This window comes from Campylobacter sp. RM5004 (genome assembly GCF_022369455.1).
Lineage (GTDB): Bacteria > Campylobacterota > Campylobacteria > Campylobacterales > Campylobacteraceae > Campylobacter_E.
In genome coordinates this window covers 512,150-531,731 of record NZ_CP059599.1, presented here as the reverse complement: position 1 = coordinate 531,731, position 19,582 = coordinate 512,150, and the positions used below count along the sequence as shown (strand labels likewise).

Sequence of the window (19,582 nt, the reverse complement as noted above, 5' to 3'; positions counted from 1 at the left end):
ATATGTTTATTTTAAACAAAAGAGTTAGTAAGGTTTCAACTGAAATCATCAATCTTTATAAAGAGGTTTGCCCTTCAACTATAGGGCATATGCAAGACCATGGTTTTATTAGAAGTTTAAAGCCACTTCATAGTGGAAAAAAACTAGTAGGCACTGCAGTAACCGTTAGAATACCACACCTTGATTCTACTGCTGTTCATAAGGTATTTGATATTGTAAATGAAGGTGATATTGTAGTAATTGATACAAATAAAGATTATGAAAGAGCACCTTTTGGAGAATTGGTTTGCTATATGGCAAGACATAAAAAAGTTGGTGGGGTAATCATCGATGGTTGCGTAACAGACTTAAATGCTATTAAAAATCTTGGTGTTAATGTATGGTTTAAAAATGTTAGTGCTTTAACAACTAGAATTAAAGGAATTGAAGGCTCAATCAATGTTCCTGTTGCTATTGATAATGTGGTTATTAACCCTGGAGATTTAATAGTAGCTGATGATGATGGAATACTAGTGTTAAATCCAGATAATGATAATGTTGAAGAGCTTGGCAAAAGAGCAATCAATGTTCAAGTTGGAGAAATTGAAACAAAAGCAAAAATAGATAAAGGTATTCCACTAAGCGAGATTTTAGGTGCTGGAAAGTATTTTGAGGGTTTATGATGAATAAATTAAAAATCGCTTTAGCTCAAATAAAAACTGATAGAGATTATAAAATCAACCTTGAAAAAATAATTAATTTTATGCAAGAATCAAAGCGTTTGGGTGCTGAGCTTGTGGTGTTTCCAGAAACATCACAAGCCTTTATACCTAGCAACGAAGGGATAAATTTTAACACTATCGCTCAAGACATAAACGAAGAATTTGTAACAGGAATTATAAATAAAAGCAAAGAGCTAGATATTGCTGTTGTTTTTGGGCTTTATGAAAAAGATAATGATAAAACAAAAAACAGCGTAATTTTTGCTGATTGTGGAAAAATCATTTACAAATACTCAAAAACTCATCTTTATGATGCATTTAGTTATGATGAAAGCAAAGATATAAATGCTAGCAATGAAAAAATCAAAGCTTTTGATACAAGATGGGGCAAAATGGGGATAATGGTATGCTATGAACTTCGTTTTCCTGAAATCGCTAGAACTTTAGCACTTGATGGTGCAAGGCTTATACTTGTTCCTACTGCTTGGGTTGATGGTAAATATAAAGATGAGCATTTTATGTTATTTACCAAAACAAGGGCTTTAGAAAACACCGTTTATCTTTGTGCAAGTAATCAAACAGGTAACATCTACACAGGTCGCTCGGCTTTAATAAATCCGCTTGGGCTTGAAGAAATAAAGCTTGGCGTTGATGAAGGTCTTCAAGTATTTGAGATTTGCTTTGATAAGATTGATGAAGTTAGAAAAGTTTTACCTTGCATATCTCAAAGAAAACCTAATTTATATAATCTATAAATAATAAATTTCGTATGTTAAACATACGAAATTTATAACAAGTCAATTAAAATTATTTCATTACTAGCAAGTGCTTTCAAATCATTTGTAAAACCACTTTTGCTAAATAAAATATATTTTTTAATAGGTAAATTGCTATCTATTTTTTTAGCCTTTGTTTGTAAATCTTCTAAAACATTAATTCCTACTGCTTTATTTTTATATTTGCATTCAGCAACTATTAAATAATCTTTTGCAACTCCAATAGCATCAATTTCAGTATCCTTATCCCACCATCTACCACATTTTAAAAGTTCTTTATATGTATTTAAAAGATAATTAATAGCTAAATCTTCATAAACTTTACTTACAAATTCAGCAAAATTTGTCTTAATTATATTAATTACATAATCTGTATTATCAAGTTCTAATTGAGATTTATGAGGCAAAACATAAGCAAAATAAAATCTTAAAAAATTATCTTTTATAAAATATAAGCTTTTTTTTGATTTTTCTGGATTTTTTTCAGTTATAGGATTAATTTTATAAATAATATCAAGCTCAATTAATTTATCTATAAAAGATGTTATATTGTTTGGGTTTTTGCCTAATTTACTAGCAATATTTCCAATTTTATGTTCCCCACTTGCAATAATTTTTAAAATTGAAAAATAAGTAATTGGTTCATTTATTTCGTTTTGCAATACAAAACTAGCCTCGTTATATAAATAAGAATTTGGATTTAGAATATTTGCTTTTATGTTTTCATAAATATCCCCCTTATCATTTATAAGTTCAAGATATTTTGGAATACTATAAAAAACACTATATATTTCTATAAGTTCATTTTTAGTTTTATTTGGAAAAAAATCTTTAAGGTATTTAAATTCTATAGCTTCAAGTTTAATAGCACTTGTTCTTCTGCCATATAAAGGAGAATTATACGATAATGTATACTCATACATCATAGATATAATTGAACCACATAAAATTAAGTGAATATTTTTGTTTTTAAAAATTTCATCACAAATATACTGAAATTGCGATGGTATAGAATTATCAATCTTTGCAAGATATTGAAATTCATCAATTACTATTACTATTTTTTCATTTATTTTGTTGGCTATGTATAAAAATAAAGTTTTAATATCATTTATTTGAATTTGTTTTAACAAATCATCATTATAAAAATTAGCTAATTCATTTTTCATTCTATTAATTGTAATATTAATATTTTCAAGACTTGATAAAAAATAAAAAGCTTTTTTATCCTTTATATATTCTTTTATAAGCCTTGTTTTTCCAACCCTACGCCTACCATAAAGAATTGTAAAAGTAAAACCACTCCTATTAAATTCATCGTTTAAAGTTTTTAAATGTTTTTCTCTATTAACAAACATATTTAACCTTTATCGTTTTTAAATTATTATAATCTAAAAACGATAAATTTTAATTTATTCAAAACTTTTTATATTTTCTAAATTTAAGACTTGTTTTTTAATCTTTTCTGAAAGATGTTTATTGTTAATGTTTGCATTAAATTTTTCAAGTAACTCATCTAAACTTAATGCGTTATCTGGATTACCTTTATTGATTTTTACTTCTTTAATGATAGTGCTTCCATCATTAAGGGTTGCTTTTAATTTTCCGCAAAAATACTTTGGAAACCCTTCTGAGACATATTTTTCATACTTTATTTTTTTAGCAAAATTTACAATCTCACTGCGTTTTAAATCATCATACGAACTAAGATTTATCTTGCCATCTATAAACATATAGCTTATTAGATATGCAAATGAAAATTTTGCTTCATAATCAGTTTTAGGATTGTGCTTTTTTTCTATAGGGTCACATATAAAGGTAATTGGCACAGCATCAACATAACATAAAATCTCTTTTATATCATCAGGCTTTATTCCATCATTTCTAAGCTCTTTGGCACAATCAACAAGTCCATGAGCAAAATGACAACTTGGATATGGCTTAATTGATACTTCTTTAACCATATAATCTTTTCCTAAATTTTTATCAAGTCTTGTTTTATCACACTCAGATTCTATACCAAATGCTCTAAAGATATTATCACGACCTTCAAAAATACTAACAGGACCAAAAAGACCAGCTTTAGCATAATCACAAGCTCTAATTCCATTTAAAACCGCACTTGCTATATGAAGTATTTTAGAATTGCTCCCATTGCTTAAAAATTCATTTATCCCACCTGCAAAACTAGCGGCAAAACCTAAAGCATTAATTGTTTGTGAAACATTTAAATCATTTATAACACAAGCTGCTGCACTTGCTCCAAATACACCAGCTATAGCGCTTGTATGAAAACCATTTTTATGAAAAGTTCCATTACTAGCAACACCAACTCTTCCAGCGACTTCCCAACCCATAATAAAAGCTTTTAATATTTTTTTACCATCATTTGTTTTAGAAAATCCATAACTAAGACATAGCGGAGTTAAAATCGCACTTGCATGAAGTATAGCTTCTGTCAAAGTATCATCAAAATCAAGCACATGAGAACTCATAGCATTTATCATAGCTGCATCAAGCGGGGTAGCTTTAAAATCGCTACCCCAAATGCTTGTATTACCATTTTCGCTTTTAAATGCTTTTATAGCTTTTAAAATTGCGTCGTTTTTGCAACCTGCAAGAGCAACACCTATGGTATCTAGCATTAGCTCTTTTGCTCTAGTTTTAACATCAGCTGGTATATCTTCATAACTTGTATTTACTATAAAATCAGCCAACTTTTCACTATAAAGCATATTTAATCCTTTAAAATCTCTGCGTTTTTAATTTTTTCTAAAAACTCATCAACTAATTTTGGTGCATATCCAACATAAGTTGTAGCATCTAATAAGGTATCTATCGCTTTTTCATCTAAAACTTCTCTTACTCTACTATCTGCTAATAAAACTTCTTTAAATGTTTTGTTATTTTCAATTCCTTGCATTGCGTTTTCATACACAATCTCATGAGCGTGTTGTTTTCCAAAATGCTCACTTAGTGCAAACATAACTCTTTCTGCTAAAACAAAACCTTTTAATGTGTTAAGATTGTTTAACATTGAGTCTTTTTTGACTTCTAATCCACCTAAAGCTGTTTTCATATTATCAAGCACGCAAGAAAGCATTAAAAAGATTTCAGGGATTAGTTTCCATTCCATTTTCCAAACCTGACCATCTCTTTCATGCTCGTGTCTTTCAATATCGCTTAAAATTGCAATATTTGCTTTTAATGTATTGCTAACAGTTACAGCATTTTCGCTTATCGCAGGATTTCTTTTATGTGGCATTGTAGAGCTTCCTACTTGACCTTTACCAAATGGTTCAGCAACTTCATTTACTTCATTATGAGATAAGATTAAAATCTGATGAGCTATTTTATTAAATGTCGCATTTATGTTTGCTAACACATATCCAAGCTCAATTAATCTATCTCTTGCTGGTTGCCAAGAAATATAAGGAACTTTTAACCCTAAACTCTCAAGTGTTAATTTTTCTACTTCATTATGCTTATCGCTTAGACTTGCTTTTGTTCCAACAGCACCAACTATAAGTCCTACATAAAGTCTTTCTTCGCATTCAAGTATTCTTTCATAATGTCTATTAAGCTCATCAAGCCAAATAGCAACTTTATGACCAAAAGTAATAGGCAATGCTTGAAGTGCTAAAGTTCTTCCCATCATAGCTGTATTTTTATGCTCTAGTGCAAGATTTTTTAAAGATTTTGCTATAGTTTTTAAATCATCTTTTACAAGTTTCATAGCTTCTTTAAATTGTAATATAAATCCTGTATCCATAATATCTTGAGTAGTTACTCCAAAATGAACAAACTCTCCATATCCATTCTCGCACGCTTTTTCCAAACCCCTTACAGTTGGAACTAATGGATGCTTTGTCTTTTTATATTCATTAAATATAAAATCCATATCCATATATTTATAAAAAGATTTTTTAGCTATCTCTATAGCTGCGGCTTCTGGGATAATTCCAAGTTTTGCTTGAGATTTAGCAAGTGCTGCTTCAACATCAAGCCATTTTTGAATTCTATTTTCTTCACAAAAAATATCACGCATAGCTTTTGTGCTCCAAGAATCACCCAATAATCTCATATCAAATACACTAATACCTGTCATAATTTCTCCTTTTATTTAATTTTATTAAATGCTTGCTCTAAATCAGCTATTAAATCACTAACATCTTCTAAACCTATATGAAATCTCACAAAAACTCTATTACTATCAACTTTAGTAGCTGTTCTTGGTGGCATTGTAACAGTCGCAAGACTTTCATAACCGCCCCAACTAGCGCCTATTGAAAAATACTCTAAATCATCTACAAATTTAATAGCTTGGTCTTTGCTAATTCCTGATTCAAATTCTATCGTTACCATACCATTTGTTCCTATGAAATCTCTTTTAAATATCTCATGGTTTGGATGAGTTGGTAATTTTGGATAAAAAATTGTTTTAATTTCTTTTCTTGTCTTTAAAAATTCAACAACTTTATCTGTATTCTCCTCATGGGCCTTTAATCTTATACCAAGAGTTCTCATACCTCTAAGAACTAAATAACAATCATCAGGGCTTGTAGTAAGTCCTAGTGCTTCTGGTAGCTCATTAAAATTTTTCCACTCTTTTTCATTTACAATAACACAACCCATAACAACATCAGAGTGTCCGCTTAAATACTTAGTAGCTGCAATCACACAAATATCAACTCCAAGCTTTATAGGATTTGATAAATAAGCACTTGAATATGTGCTATCAATCGCAACAGGAATATTGTGTTTATGAGCTATTTCGCATAACTTTGGAACATCTATAATTTCATACATAATAGAACCAGGGCTTTCGCATAAAATAAGCTTTGTATTTGGCTTGATTTTACTTTCAACATCGCTAGCATCAGCTTTTAAAAACTCAATTTCTACACCAATTTTATTTAAAAACAAATCACAAATTGTTCTAACAGGTCCATAAATTCCATCAGTTATTAGAAAATGTGCTCCTGAACTAGCGTAATTTAATAAAACCATAGCTAGTGCTGCAAGACCTGTTGGGAAAAGTTGGGCTCTAAAACCTCCCTCAAGCTCGCAAAGTAATTTTTCTAGCTCAAAATTTGTTTCAGTTCCTCTTGCACCATAGCTTAAAACTCTTTGCGTTTTTCTAAGCTCACGATATTCTTGCCAAGTTTTATGGTCTTTAAAAAGTATAGTTGATGCTCTCATAACACTAGGATTTACTGCTTTTACAGGTAAATCTTTACCACGACCTAAATGAATTAACTTTGTTTTATTCTTCATGTTTATCTCCTTTTTTTAAATATAAATACAAGTGCAAATAATATTAACAATACCAGCAATTATCATAGGTATTGCAGTTCTTTTAACAACAGCAAAAGGACTAACTTTTGCAATTCCTGCAATTGCTAAAATAGCAGGAGCGATTGGGCTTACGCATCTTCCAAAACCTGTCATAATTTGAATAGGTGCTATCATCATGATAGTTTCAACATTAAATGATTTTGCTATATTTGGAATAAGTGGCGCAAAACTAAAGAATGCTGCGTTTCCTGAACCCATTAAAAACGCTGATACAGAAAGCAAAATTGATACAAAAATAATAATTGCTAATACGCCAAAACCTGCATCCTTTGCAAGATTTATTAAAGTATCAACAAATCCTATTGATAAAAGCCCAGCAGCAAAAACCTGACCGCACACTATAAGACTAACTGTTATTACAAATAAATGACCCATGCCCTTAAAAAATATCATAATTGAATTTAAGGTTTCTACAACACTTCTATATCTAATCATCTCAAAAATAATTGCTGCAAAAGTTGAAATCATCATTGCAACAGGGACATTCATTTTAATATTACTACCAACAACTTTTGAAAAACCTAGTATTAATACTAATGGAATAATTGGTAATATTGCATAAATTTTTGGAGGAAATTTAGTTTTATTTTCATTACCTTCACTTAATTCTTTTTCTATTTCTTCTTTATTAAAGATAAAATTATCCTTTTTATCAAAATATTTAGAAGTAAAATAAATCGCAATTGCAACAGCTATTATAATAGGTATTGTTGTAGGTAATTGGTGATGAACAAAATATGTAGCTGGATCAACCCCTGCTGTTTTTGCAGCTAAAATAACATTACCACTTCCAGGCCCATGGTCAATATATTGGCAAGTTCCAATAACTGTTAAAGCTGATAATTTTGAAACTCCAGTTCTAACTAAAATCGGATACATAGTAACCATAAGTAAAAGTCCAAGACCAGCATGAGATGGTATAAAAATTACTAAAAATTGCGTAACAAAATAAGAAACTATTAAAAGCATATACGGAGATTTAACCATACTAAGCGGCTTTTCAAAAACCTTAAATAAAGCATAGCTTGCTCCAACATGCTCCATGTAAGCACTAAAACCAGCAATACACATAAGCGTAAGCCCAAGACCGCTAAGAGTAGAAGATAAGTTTTTGTTAAATACTTCAAAAAGATTGAAGAACCAAAAATTTAAGCTCCCTTTAGCATCTAAAACTTTGCTGCTAAAAATTGCTTCACTATTATGCATAGTTGCGATCAATAGTAAAAACAAACCACTAAGTAACAAAGCCATATGGGCATTTATCTTTTTAGAAAGCATAAATACCAGCAAAGCGATTGCTACAAACGCAAAAAAAATGCTGAACATTTTAACTCCTTTAAATAAAATTATTATTTTAAAAGTAAATTTAATAAAATTTTCTTAAAATTAGATAAAATTAATAAAATTTTTGTAAAAAATAGTTTTTTTTTATTATTTTTTCTAAATTAATAATTTTTTGTTACTATTTTGCAAAATTTTTTTTAAAAAAGGAGAAAAAATGAATTATCCAAAGGCGATAGGTCCTTATAGTGTATGTGGAGTATCAAACGATTTAGTATTTGTAAGCGGTCAATTACCAATAGACCCAACGACAGGAGATTTTGCAAAAGGCGATATTAAAGAACTTACAAGACAAAGTCTAAGAAACATTAAAGCTATCTTAAACGAGCAAGGTTTAGATATGAATAATGTTATTAAAACGACGGTTTTACTAGCTGATATAAATGACTTTGCAGCAGTTAATGAAGCTTATGCTGAGTTTTTTAAAGAGCCTTTCCCAGCTAGAAGTGCATTTGCTGTAGCAGCTTTACCAAAGGGTTCAAAAATAGAAATAGAAGCGATAGCTAAAAAATAATTTTCCGGTGAAATTCCGGATTTAAATTCCATAAAATATTTTAACTTTTAAAATCAAGTTTTTATTAATTATTTATAAGCTACAATCAAGTCTTTAATTTTAAGGAGTGTAATATGCTAAACAATTTATTAGTTTTTGATTACGAAGACGTGCAGTTAATCCCTGCAAAATGTATAATCAACTCAAGAAGCGAGTGTGATACTAGCGTTAAGCTTGGAAATAGAACATTTAAACTACCAGTAGTTCCAGCAAATATGCAAACAATCATTGATGAAGAATTAGCAATTTCATTTGCTAGAAGTGATTATTTTTATATTATGCATAGATTTGAGCCTGAAAAAAGGTTAGATTTTGTAAGAAAAATGCAAGAAATGGGACTTTTTGCATCAATTTCTGTTGGAATTACTCAAAAAGAATATGAATTTATAGATGAATTAAAAGCTAATGAGCTTTATCCTGAATACATTACTATTGATATTGCTCACGGACATAGCGATAATGTAATTAAGATGATTAAATACATTAAGGCAAACTTAAAAACGAGTTTCGTAATAGCAGGAAATGTTGGAACACCTGAAGCTGTAAGAGATTTAGAAAACGCTGGAGCTGATGCAACTAAGGTTGGTATTGGACCTGGTAAAGTATGTATTACTAAACTTAAAACCGGTTTTGGAACAGGCGGTTGGCAATTAGCAGCTCTACGCTGGTGTGCTAAAAGTGCTAAAAAGCCGATAATTGCAGATGGTGGTATTAGAAATCACGGAGATATCGCAAAATCAATTCGCTTTGGAGCTACTTTTGTAATGATAGGCTCACTATTTAGCGGACACGAGCAAAGCCCTGGAAAAACTATTGAAATTGATGGCAAAAAGATGAAAGAATACTATGGCTCAGCAAGTGAGTTTCAAAAAGGTGAGCGTAAAAATGTAGAAGGTAAAAAAATGTATGTTCCATTTAGAGGAAATATCTTTGATACCTTAAATGAAATGAGAGAAGATTTACAAAGCTCAATTTCTTATGCAGGCGGTAAAGAGCTTCGTGATATTAGAAAAGTTGATTATGTAGTGGTTAAAAACTCAATCTTTAATGGAGATACTATCTAATTAATAAATTTTCCTAATTTAGCGATAAATTAGGAAAACTAATATCCTAATTCAAATTCCAAGCTAATAATTATATTTTTTACAATAAAGAGCAATAATCACATAAATACAAGATATAAAATATAAAAATAAAAAGCTAAAAAAAGCTATTGCATTAACAATATTATAAAATAATCCAATCCTATCAAGGGTAATAAAACTAATATAATAAGTTAGAATTGAAATAACAAAAACAAATCTAAAAAATCTCTTATTTAGCTTAGAAAAATAATTAAAAATATAAAAAATCTCACAATACAAAAACGGAGTAAAAAGCACAAACATCAAAAACAAAAGCGAAGTTGTGATAGAAAGAATCAAAATATATTCTCTTGCAATAAAAGTTATTAAAATAAGCAAAATCGCAAAAAGATTAAAAAATATAAAAATATAGGTTTGCTTTTAGCATTAAAATCAAAAATAAATGCGTTTGCAAATGAGCTTGAAGCTTTTATTTCGCTTATATTTTTATCCTTAAAACATGATAAAATTAGCATAAAAATTATATTTAAAACAAAAGTTGAAATAAAAAATAAAATAAAGCTACAAATATCAAAAATAATAAATCCAAAAATCACAAAAAACCTTAAATATTTATTAGCGATAACAGCGTTTAATCGCTGAATATTAGTTATTGTTAAAAACAAATTAATCACAAAGGCTAAATATAAATACAAATAAGGATAAACATTGCTAGCAAGATTAAAAAATGGGTCATTATTAAATGTAAAAATAGTGTATTTAGCTAAAATAAAGCGAATAAAAACTCCAAAACATTTTAAAACGAAAAATGACAAAATACATAAAATTATAATATTCATACTTGATAGAATATGGGTTGTAGAACTTATTTTTGATTTTAAATCCATATTAAGTGCAGTTATAACGCTATCTTTCATTTTAATTCCTAATTCAAATTCTTTTAAAATTTCTTAGTAATTTTGATAAAAATATTTTAATACACTAATTTAGTCTTAAAAAATTTTGCTAAGCCTAATTCCTATTTCAAATTCTTTGAAACAATCGTGGAATTTGAAATAAGAATTTGATTTTAAAAAAGCTTTAAATACCTAAGTATTTTTTGCGAATTTCATTATTTTCTGCTAGTTCTTCGCCCTTGCCTTCAAGAACGATTTTTCCATGCTCTAACACATAAGCTCTATCGCTTATTTTTAAAGCTTGTTTAGCGTTTTGTTCTACTAATAAAATAGTAATTCCTTCGTTTTTTAAAACCTTAATTATCTCAAAAACTTCTCCAACTATCTTAGGCGCAAGCCCTAAGCTTGGTTCATCTAGCATAAGTAGTTTTGGCTCTCCCATTAAAGCCCTTGAGATTGCTAACATTTGGGCTTCTCCGCCGCTTAGATTTCTTGCTAGAGTATTATTTTTTTGCTTTAGGCGTGGGAATAATCTATACATTTGCTCTTTTAAATGCTCGTAATTATCCGCATTATAAAATGCACCCATTTTAAGATTATCTTCTATGTTAAGATTTGCGAAAATTTTTCTTCCTTCAGGAACTAAACTTATGCCTTTTTGAACTAGAGTGTGGGTTTTGTGACGCTCTATTTCATAGCCTAAGAAATTGATTTCTCCACTTCTTTTTGGAATGTTTAAAATCGCATTTAAAGTGCTTGTTTTACCTGCTCCATTGCTTCCTACTATACTTACAATTTCGCCTGAATTAATATGAAAACTTATATCATCAACAGCTTTAATAAGTCCGTAATGAACGCTTAAATTTTTTACCCTTAGCATTAAAAATCTCCTAAATAAGCTTTTATAACTTCACTATCTTGCACAGCATCACTTGGCTTTCCTAGAAAAATACTCTTGCCATAATCAAGCACTAAAACTCTATCGCACAAGCTATTTACAAACTTCATATCATGCTCAATTAATACTATACTAAGCTCTTGCTTTAGCTTACAAATAATCTCTGCAAGCTCAATGCTCTCAGCCCCATTCATTCCAGCAGCAGGCTCATCTAATAATAATAATTTTGGCTTTAAAGCTAACGCTCTTGCAATCTCAAGCTTTCTTTGCTCTCCATAGCTTAATTCTGTTGATTTTGCATTTGCTAGATGAGAGATTTTAAGCTCATCTAAAATGTGATATGCTTCTTCTTTTGCTCTTTTTTCTTCTTTTTTGTATCTTGCAAAATGTAAAAAAGCTTCAAAAATATTATAATTTATACTTTGATTTAAGCCTATTAATACATTTTCTAAAACACTCATAGAAGCAAATAATCTAATATTTTGAAAAGTTCTAGCAACCCCTAATCTAGTAATTTGTAATTGATTTAATTTAGTAATGTCTTTACCATCAAAAATAATTTCTCCAGCACTTGGCTTATAAGCTCCTGAAATTATATTAAATAATGTGGTTTTTCCGGCTCCATTTGGTCCAATAAGCCCAAAAACTTCGCCTTTTTTTACGCTTAAATTAGCATTATTTATAGCTTTTACTCCACCGAAATTCTTATCTATATTTTTAAGCTCTAAAATCATTTTTTAAACCTTTTAAAAATAATATCGCTTAGCTCTTTATCGCCAAAAATACCACGCCTTGCAAATAGCATTACAAAAATTAATGCGATAGAAAATACAAGCATTCTAAGACCTGGTAAGCCTTGTGTTTGGTATCCAAATATATTCATAGGCTCATCTAAAAATCTTAGCCATTCACTTCCACCTATTACTAAAATAGCTCCGATAATTGCACCCGTTGTGCTACCTAAACCACCTAAAACAATTATTATTAATAATTGAAATGTGAATAAAAAGTCAAATTGCTCAGGTGTAACGCTAGTAATATAACAAGCTAAAAGCCCACCTGCAATTCCTTCTAAAAATGCACTCGTGCCAAAAGCTAAAGTCTTTATTCTAAAAGTATTAATACCCATAGCAAAAGCTGCGTCTTCATCATCTCTTACTGCCTTCATAGCTCTTCCATATTTTGAATAAATTATATTTAAAATCAAAATAATGCTAATTATGGTAATGCTTCCAACAATATATAAGAAATTATCAGGTTTTGGGATTTCGTTTAAGCCTTGAACTCCGTTTGTAAATGCTGCAAAATTAAGTGCAATAAGCTTTATGATTATTCCAAATCCTAAAGTTACAATAGCTAAATAATCTCCCCTTACACGAAACACCGCAAAGCTAAGAATTAACGATAAAGCTAAAGCACTAAAACCACCTGCTAAAAGTGCTATTATAAAATTATCACTATGAAAAGCCAAAATAAATGGATGTGGGTCTAGTAAGCTAAATTGATCTTCTTTAGCTTCAACATCTAATAATAATAAAGCACTAACATAAGCACCAACAGCAACGAAGCCATTTGGCTCTAGACTAAATTGTCCTGTTACTCCGTTTATTAGATTGTAAGATGCTGCTAAGATTATAAAAATACAAATATTTATAAAGGTTCTTAAAGCATAATCGCTTAAAAAATATTCAGCTAGAAAAATACTAGCAATTGATAAAATGATTAAAGCAATAGAAAATACCTTTTGCATTAAAATCTACTCCTTTCATAATCTTGCCCCATAATTCCTGTTGGCTTAAATAATAAAACAAAAACTAAGAATATAAACGCAAAACCATCTTTAAAACCTGCTAAATCAGGAACAAAAGCTACTATTAAAACTTCACAAAATCCAATAATAAGCCCTCCAAGAACAGCTCCGCCAACGCTTCCAATACCGCCTAAAACAGCAGCACCAAAAGCTTTAAGGCCTATTAAAACGCCCATATTTGGATCAATTTGTGGATATTTGCAAGCCCAAAAAATACCACCTATACAAGCTAGCATTGAACCTAGAGCAAAAACAAAGGCAATGATTTTATTCGCATCAATTCCCATTAAACCAACGGTTGAAATATCAAAAGCTAAAGCACGAATTGCTATACCATATTTGCTTTTATATAAAATCGTTAAAACACAAATTAAAATTATTATTGTTAAAATCGGAATTAAAATATCTAACAAACTAAGTCTAATCCCATATAAACTAATAGGATTTACTAAAATACTAGGTGCATTAAATGGCTGTGGAGTGCTTGTAAATAATACATTTATTAAGTTTTCTAAGAAAAACGAAACACCTATTGCTGTGATTAATAAAGAAATCCTAGGAGAGTTTCTAAGTGGCTTGTAAGCAATCTTATCTATGCTAATTCCTAAAGCAATGCAAAGCAATACCGCAAAGCCAAATGCAGGAACAAATGGAAAAGTAAAAAGATTAAGAGCAAACAAACAAGCGTAAGCTCCAACCATCATAATATCTCCATGAGCAAAATTTATAAGCCTTAAAACACCATAAACCATAGTATAGCCAATAGCAATTAGCGCATACATTGAGCCTAATGAAAAGCCATTGAAAATCTGTTGAATAAGCAATGATGAACTCATTAAATAACCTTTTTTGAAAATAAAAAGAAATATTAATGAATAAAGCTTAATTTAATAATAATTTTTAAGATTAATTATGAAAATGTTTTTATTTGTAACAAAAGCATTATGAAATTAAAATCCAAATTCCTATTTCAAATTCTTTGAAAAAATCGTGGAATTTGAAATAGGAATTTGATTTTTTGTTTTGTTGAATAGTTAAATTATGAAATAGGAATATATTTTCCTATTTCATTGTTTTTAGATTATTTATTCGCAAATTCAATACTAAATGATGAACCACTTAAATCGCTTGTATTTGAAATATTTACTATTTCTTTTACATATTGTTTATTAGAATGGCTAGGATTTAATGTAACTTCTAAATCTCCTTTTTTATTAGCAAAACTAGAACCATAATCTCCTATAAATTTTAGCTCATCTATAATGTCTTTTGCACTCTTTTTATAAGTTGGAGTTTCTGGAGTAAATTTAACTTTTGAAGCTTTTTTGTTTAGATAAAATAATTCTAAATCGCTTGATTTTAAAGTAATTGTATTAGAATTTTGAATCTTACTATCTTTATAGGTTACTCCTGTATAAATAAAAGAATAATCGTCATTAGGATTAAACTTAGTTTTGCCAACTTCTCCTATGCTTGAACTTCTTAATAAAGAAAACTCTGCAACATCTGGCTTAGTAACCAAACTATTATCAAGAGTTTTATTATCTAAAGTCTTTTTATATCTTGAATAAGCTAATTCTAAATCTACTGAAATCTTATCAGGTTTTGCTCCGTATTTTTCAATAACGCCATTTATATTTGTAGTTCTTGTTTCGTTGTATAGCTCTTCTAATTTTTTTATCAAATTCTTGATTTAACTTATCTTTACTTAAAATAACTTTAGTAACTTTAATATTCTTTTTAGCAACATTTACTAAATAACTACTATCAGTATAAACCTCATCAATATTTACTAAATATCTATTTCTAGCAGCATCATCTTCATTATCAAAATTTAAATCATATTCTAGCTCTAAATTATCATTAAATTTATGATATACATAAGGTAAGCTTGCAGGATTATTTATACCTTGATTGTTTAAAACAAAAGGTATTTTTAAGCTATTTTGATCGCCTATTTCACTTTTGAAGAATACTTTTGTATTTGTATAAGCATTATTTATTATTGCATCTTTTAACACATAATTTCTTGTACTAGAGAAATTTAATGTGATAGGATTTTCACTAGTAATTAAGCAACCTATTTTACCATCTGAACCTATTGCGTTATTTGCTGAGCCACTATTGCAAAAACCACCTAAACTATCATCTTTTGTAAATGCACCTTCATACATTTGTAATTTTGCTTCAGTTGATAAAGGAAAATTAACATATACATCATTAATAATATAAGAATTATCGCCTTTCTTATTTATAGCTTGTGGATTAGTACTAGAAATAGCGCTACGATTTTTGTTATTTAAATCAAAAATATATTTATTAAGCTTACTATTTTCTACAATTAAATCTGTTTTAGTAATTGCGAAATTTTCATTTGTATTAATGTCTTTTTTAGAGCTATCTTTTAAACTCACATTAAACTCGGTTAATTTACCACCGCTTAAAGCATTTTCTCCTGCTACGAAATTAGTCTTTGTTGAATACTCAATAAACGCTGGTCTTATACTAAATTTATTAGTGCAACCACTAGCTTTTCTTGGCAAATCTACAAGAGCTTTTGAGTCTTTATTGTTTGCATTTTTATTTATTTCTTCTTGTATTTGTCTTTTACTATAAATGTTATAGCAAACCTCATATTTACCAACTTCTAAATTATCAATCTTTAAAACTCCATTATAAAACGGATATGAATTAATATTATTAGTCGGTTTAAAAATAGGATTTGTTAATAAGTCTTTATTTTCATTACTAACATTAACAATATTTGTTCCTAATTCATAAAAAGATATGCTTTTACCTTTTACTAAATTACCATTATTGTCTTTAACTTCAAAAGTAATAAAATTATCAAAATTATCTAACTTAAGCTTAGAATTATTATAAATACCCAAATACACTGGATTTGCTGCTATTCTTGTATTTGCTGAACTTGGATCATATCCTGTATTACTATCATTCATTTTAGGTAGTTTTTTAGCATCACTCTTATCCCAAATAGAACCCCAGCCTAAAGCACTATCATCAAATTTTATATCACTAATAATTGCATAAAATTTACCTGCTTTTTTAGCTTTAACAATAGTGCTTGAATCTAATTCAAAAAATGGTCTATTATCATCATATTTTCCATTATTTATAGTTACTTCTAATAAAATAGAATCTTTATTTTGATAACCGATTGTGTTTAATAAATTTTCATCAACCCTAAATGCCATATAATTAGTAGTATAAGTCCCTGTTTTTTCAGGTTCTTCGCCAACTATTTTATAATGTCCGTCGGTTTTTTCTAGTTTATAAATTTTATATTTGAAATTTTCAAATTTAAAACTCATATTTTCACAACCTTTTTTATCTTCTACATTACACTCTTGTTTGTTTGCATAACTTAATCTATTAGGGTCTAATTTTTCACTATCATTCATAAATATTAGCTGAGCATTATTATTTACATCAAATGTAAGTGAGCTTACTTTATCAAACTCATTTATATCTTTTAAATGCGAAGGTAGGTTTTCAACTTTATATTTTAATGATTGTAATTGTTCATCAATTAAGCTCATTTTTGAATCATTCGCATCAGGATAAAAAATTAAATTATATTTAGCTTCTAATCTACCATCTTTTGTATTGCCATATCTGTTTTCATCAGCTCCTTTAAAGCTTGTAGGTCTTGTGTGTAATGAAAAAATACTGGTTTCACTTCCAGGTTTATCGCTTTTATAAATATTTTTTCTATCAATAGAATAATTAGCTATCGCATATTTTCCATCGTCTTTTAAATAGTTTTGTAAAAATCTATCGTGATCTCCCCATAAAAACTTATGAGCTGTAATTGCTGGAAATGCAGTAAATGTGTTATCGCTATTCTTTCTATCATAATATTGAAGATTTGTAAAATAACACTTGCCTATACCTTGGCTTATAAATAAATCCTTGTTAAAATAAGTTCCATTCTCTAAATTATTATTATTAAAAAATAAAAAATCAGATGATTTACCTAAATCTCTTGTTCCATAAGTAGAAATATTCTTAACAGTCATTTCTTCTATTGCTTGCCTACAAGTCTCATTTCTTCCAATAACTCTATCAAGATTAAAATTTCTAGCTTTTCCTATACGCAATTGGTCTATTTTTGGCTGCCCACCTGTTGCATTTGCATAAGAGCGATAGTATAAAACTCTTTTATCATCAGTAATAATTCCTGCATATAAAGGCCCGCTACTAGCATAAACAACATCTACACCTTCTGAATCCAAATAATCAACCGGTCTAATAGTGCAACCATAATTTTCTAAATCATAATAAAATCTAACATATCTTTCTATTGAATGAAGTTGATTCCAATCGCTTATCCCACAACCATCTGGCTTACCATTTACAAACCCTGTTCCTTTATAAGATTTAATAGCATTACACCCTGTATATCTACTAGCATCACATCCTAAAGGTCTTGAGCTAGTTAAATTTGTAAGCCAACCTTCATAAATTGAAGTTAATTTCCAATGTTGCCTTTCTATATCTGTTTTACTTATATAATCATGACGCATTTTTCCGTTTAAAAGACCTACATAATTATTTACAAATCTTCCAAAATCTCCATTATGACCTGAGAAATTGTTTGTTAAATAAAAACTAAAAGGACTTTTTGAAGAAGCTAATGCTATAAGTCTTCCGGTAGTGCTAGCTTTTAAATTTTTATATGATTCTTGATATTCACCATCTTTATATTTATAAACACTTGTATTGTAGTTTAAATTAACACTATTTCTAAAATTATAAACATTACCATTGTTAAAAATATCTTTTTCAAATTCATTTGCACTTGGGATTTTGCTTGTTCCTAAATCACTATTAGAACTTTCCATACACCATATATTATCTCTAAATCTTACAGGATCTATTCTATAACTTGATTTATTATCTCCATATATTTGACTTAATTCAGCACAATCAGCAAATCCAATAGCATCACTACCGCCTCTATTGTGAAGACATCCTAATAAGGCATTCCATCTTCCATAATAATTTGCATCTTCTTTAGCTTGACCTAAATTTCCAAAATACAATCCATATGTTTCTACGCTAGTTTTATTTTCACTTGCATACAATATATTAATTGTAAGAAGGGATAAAATTATTCCTTTTTTCATTATTTCTCCTTAAAAAATTCTGTAATTTTACATTAATCTAATCAATTAATGTAAAATGATAAAAATATTTCATCTTAAAGGAAGATTAATGTTAAAAGAATGTTTATGTCTAGGCGTAGTTGGTAATGTACCAAACCATTTAAATCAAGCTAATGAAGCAAAAGATTTTTGTGAATTAAATACAAGTGATTTTGCACCAAAAGGAGTTTTTCCTTTTTATTCAAAGGATAGTAAAAAGGAATTTTTAAGAAGATTTTGTATTAGCGAAAATGAACTTATTTTAGATGGAGATTTTGTTCAAATAGAACCTGAATTATGTGTTATTTTTAAAGCTAGTTATAAAGATAATGAATTAAGCTCTTTAAAACCACAATATTTCGCAGCCTTTAATGATGCAAGCAAAAGAGTGAATGAAGAAAAAATTTCTTTAAAGAAAAACTTCTCAAATGCAAGCAAAGGTATAGGAAATTTAATTGCTTTAAATAATCTTGAAGAATTAAATGAATACAAAATACATTGCTATTTAAAAAGAAATAATGAATTAATAAAATACGCAAATGAAGATTATATAAAAAACTATTTTTATTACTCAGATACTCTAATCTCTTGGCTTATAGAAACTATTAATAATCAAACCGATATCGCAACACTTGAAAATATTAAACCATTAATTGCGAATAAACCTGAAAATATATTAATTTGCTTAGGTGCTTTATCTTACACTCCTTTTGGAGAAAAACACTATTTAAAATCAGGTGATGAAATTTATGTAAGCGTTACAAATAAAGATGATATATTTAATTCAGGCTCAACCCTAAAACAAATCGTAAGATAATTATTTCTTACGATTTTTAATATAAAAATACAAAATACGCAGTAATTTCTCTAAAACTATCTTTAAAATATCAAATAATTGCTATTAGCTTGTAATATAGCAAAATAAAAGATAAACATAATTTTTTAATAATTTAAATTACATAGTTTTAACAAAATCAAAAGTTAATGATAAAAAAA

The 19,582-nt window shown here is 28.6% G+C and carries 17 protein-coding genes; 5 read left to right on the top strand and 12 right to left on the bottom strand.

Translation table 11 applies throughout. The features are described from left to right. Positions 1 to 2 precede the first annotated feature (2 nt). Positions 3 to 662, top strand: coding sequence for a hypothetical protein (locus AVANS_RS02655; RefSeq protein WP_239818113.1), 660 nt, complete (start codon positions 3 to 5; stop codon positions 660 to 662). Then, on the top strand, positions 662 to 1,456 hold the full coding sequence (locus AVANS_RS02650) for a nitrilase-related carbon-nitrogen hydrolase (protein ID WP_239818112.1): 795 nt from the start codon (positions 662 to 664) through the stop codon (positions 1,454 to 1,456). Before AVANS_RS02655 ends, AVANS_RS02650 begins: the two co-directional genes overlap by 1 nt. Positions 1,457 to 1,488: 32 nt before the next feature. Here AVANS_RS02650 and AVANS_RS02645 read toward each other — a convergent pair whose 3' ends face one another. The 5 genes from AVANS_RS02645 to dcuC are packed head-to-tail and all read right to left on the bottom strand — an operon-like array spanning position 1,489 to position 8,161. Further along, positions 1,489 to 2,835 carry an ATP-binding protein gene (locus AVANS_RS02645; protein ID WP_239818111.1) on the bottom strand — a complete coding sequence of 449 codons (1,347 nt, stop codon included), beginning with the start codon at positions 2,833 to 2,835 and terminating at the stop codon, positions 1,489 to 1,491. A 54-nt stretch (positions 2,836 to 2,889) separates the two neighbouring features. Next, on the bottom strand, positions 2,890 to 4,212 hold the full coding sequence (locus AVANS_RS02640) for an MmgE/PrpD family protein (protein WP_239818110.1): 1,323 nt from the start codon (positions 4,210 to 4,212) through the stop codon (positions 2,890 to 2,892). A gap of 2 nt (positions 4,213 to 4,214) precedes the next feature. Continuing rightward, on the bottom strand, positions 4,215 to 5,585 hold the full coding sequence (gene purB, locus AVANS_RS02635; RefSeq protein WP_239818109.1) for an adenylosuccinate lyase: 1,371 nt from the start codon (positions 5,583 to 5,585) through the stop codon (positions 4,215 to 4,217). Positions 5,586 to 5,596: 11 nt separating this feature from the next. Beyond that, the gene (metC, locus tag AVANS_RS02630; protein ID WP_239818108.1) at positions 5,597 to 6,754 is read right to left on the bottom strand and encodes a cystathionine beta-lyase; all 1,158 of its coding nucleotides are present in this window, start codon (positions 6,752 to 6,754) and stop codon (positions 5,597 to 5,599) included. A gap of 15 nt (positions 6,755 to 6,769) precedes the next feature. Further along, positions 6,770 to 8,161 carry a C4-dicarboxylate transporter DcuC gene (gene dcuC / locus AVANS_RS02625; RefSeq protein WP_239818107.1) on the bottom strand — a complete coding sequence of 464 codons (1,392 nt, stop codon included), beginning with the start codon at positions 8,159 to 8,161 and terminating at the stop codon, positions 6,770 to 6,772. Between the two features lie 172 nt (positions 8,162 to 8,333). On the opposite strand from dcuC, the gene AVANS_RS02620 reads away from it, so the two are divergent. Then, positions 8,334 to 8,690, top strand: a complete 357-nt coding sequence (locus AVANS_RS02620; protein ID WP_239818106.1) for a RidA family protein — start codon at positions 8,334 to 8,336, stop codon at positions 8,688 to 8,690. A gap of 113 nt (positions 8,691 to 8,803) precedes the next feature. After that, positions 8,804 to 9,793 (top strand): GMP reductase, encoded by a 990-nt coding sequence (locus tag AVANS_RS02615; protein ID WP_239818105.1) that lies wholly within the window; start codon positions 8,804 to 8,806, stop codon positions 9,791 to 9,793. A 386-nt stretch (positions 9,794 to 10,179) separates the two neighbouring features. Here the strand turns inward: AVANS_RS02615 and AVANS_RS02610 are convergent, their stop codons facing one another. The 7 genes from AVANS_RS02610 to AVANS_RS02580 all read right to left on the bottom strand — a co-directional run bounded on the left by AVANS_RS02610 (position 10,180) and on the right by AVANS_RS02580 (position 18,568). Beyond that, a complete protein-coding gene (locus AVANS_RS02610; RefSeq protein ID WP_239818104.1) occupies positions 10,180 to 10,731 on the bottom strand; it encodes a hypothetical protein in 552 nt (183 codons plus the stop codon). 163 nt (positions 10,732 to 10,894) lie between these two features. Then, on the bottom strand, positions 10,895 to 11,590 hold the full coding sequence (locus tag AVANS_RS02605) for an ABC transporter ATP-binding protein (RefSeq protein WP_239818103.1): 696 nt from the start codon (positions 11,588 to 11,590) through the stop codon (positions 10,895 to 10,897). Beyond that, positions 11,590 to 12,342, bottom strand: a complete 753-nt coding sequence (locus tag AVANS_RS02600) for an ABC transporter ATP-binding protein (RefSeq protein WP_239818102.1) — start codon at positions 12,340 to 12,342, stop codon at positions 11,590 to 11,592. The genes AVANS_RS02605 and AVANS_RS02600 overlap by 1 nt, the downstream gene beginning before the upstream one ends. After that, positions 12,339 to 13,358 carry a branched-chain amino acid ABC transporter permease gene (locus tag AVANS_RS02595; RefSeq protein WP_239818101.1) on the bottom strand — a complete coding sequence of 340 codons (1,020 nt, stop codon included), beginning with the start codon at positions 13,356 to 13,358 and terminating at the stop codon, positions 12,339 to 12,341. The genes AVANS_RS02600 and AVANS_RS02595 overlap by 4 nt, the downstream gene beginning before the upstream one ends. Next, positions 13,358 to 14,254, bottom strand: a complete 897-nt coding sequence (locus AVANS_RS02590) for a branched-chain amino acid ABC transporter permease (protein ID WP_239818100.1) — start codon at positions 14,252 to 14,254, stop codon at positions 13,358 to 13,360. The genes AVANS_RS02595 and AVANS_RS02590 overlap by 1 nt, the downstream gene beginning before the upstream one ends. A gap of 245 nt (positions 14,255 to 14,499) precedes the next feature. Continuing rightward, entirely contained in the window at positions 14,500 to 15,102 is a 603-nt protein-coding gene (locus AVANS_RS02585; RefSeq protein ID WP_239818099.1) for a hypothetical protein, read from the bottom strand. Beyond that, positions 15,038 to 18,568 carry a hypothetical protein gene (locus AVANS_RS02580; RefSeq protein ID WP_239818098.1) on the bottom strand — a complete coding sequence of 1,177 codons (3,531 nt, stop codon included), beginning with the start codon at positions 18,566 to 18,568 and terminating at the stop codon, positions 15,038 to 15,040. The genes AVANS_RS02585 and AVANS_RS02580 overlap by 65 nt, the downstream gene beginning before the upstream one ends. Before the next feature lie 88 nt (positions 18,569 to 18,656). On the opposite strand from AVANS_RS02580, the gene AVANS_RS02575 reads away from it, so the two are divergent. Next, positions 18,657 to 19,403 (top strand): DUF5718 family protein, encoded by a 747-nt coding sequence (locus AVANS_RS02575; protein WP_239818097.1) that lies wholly within the window; start codon positions 18,657 to 18,659, stop codon positions 19,401 to 19,403. The last annotated feature ends 179 nt before the right edge of the window (positions 19,404 to 19,582 follow it).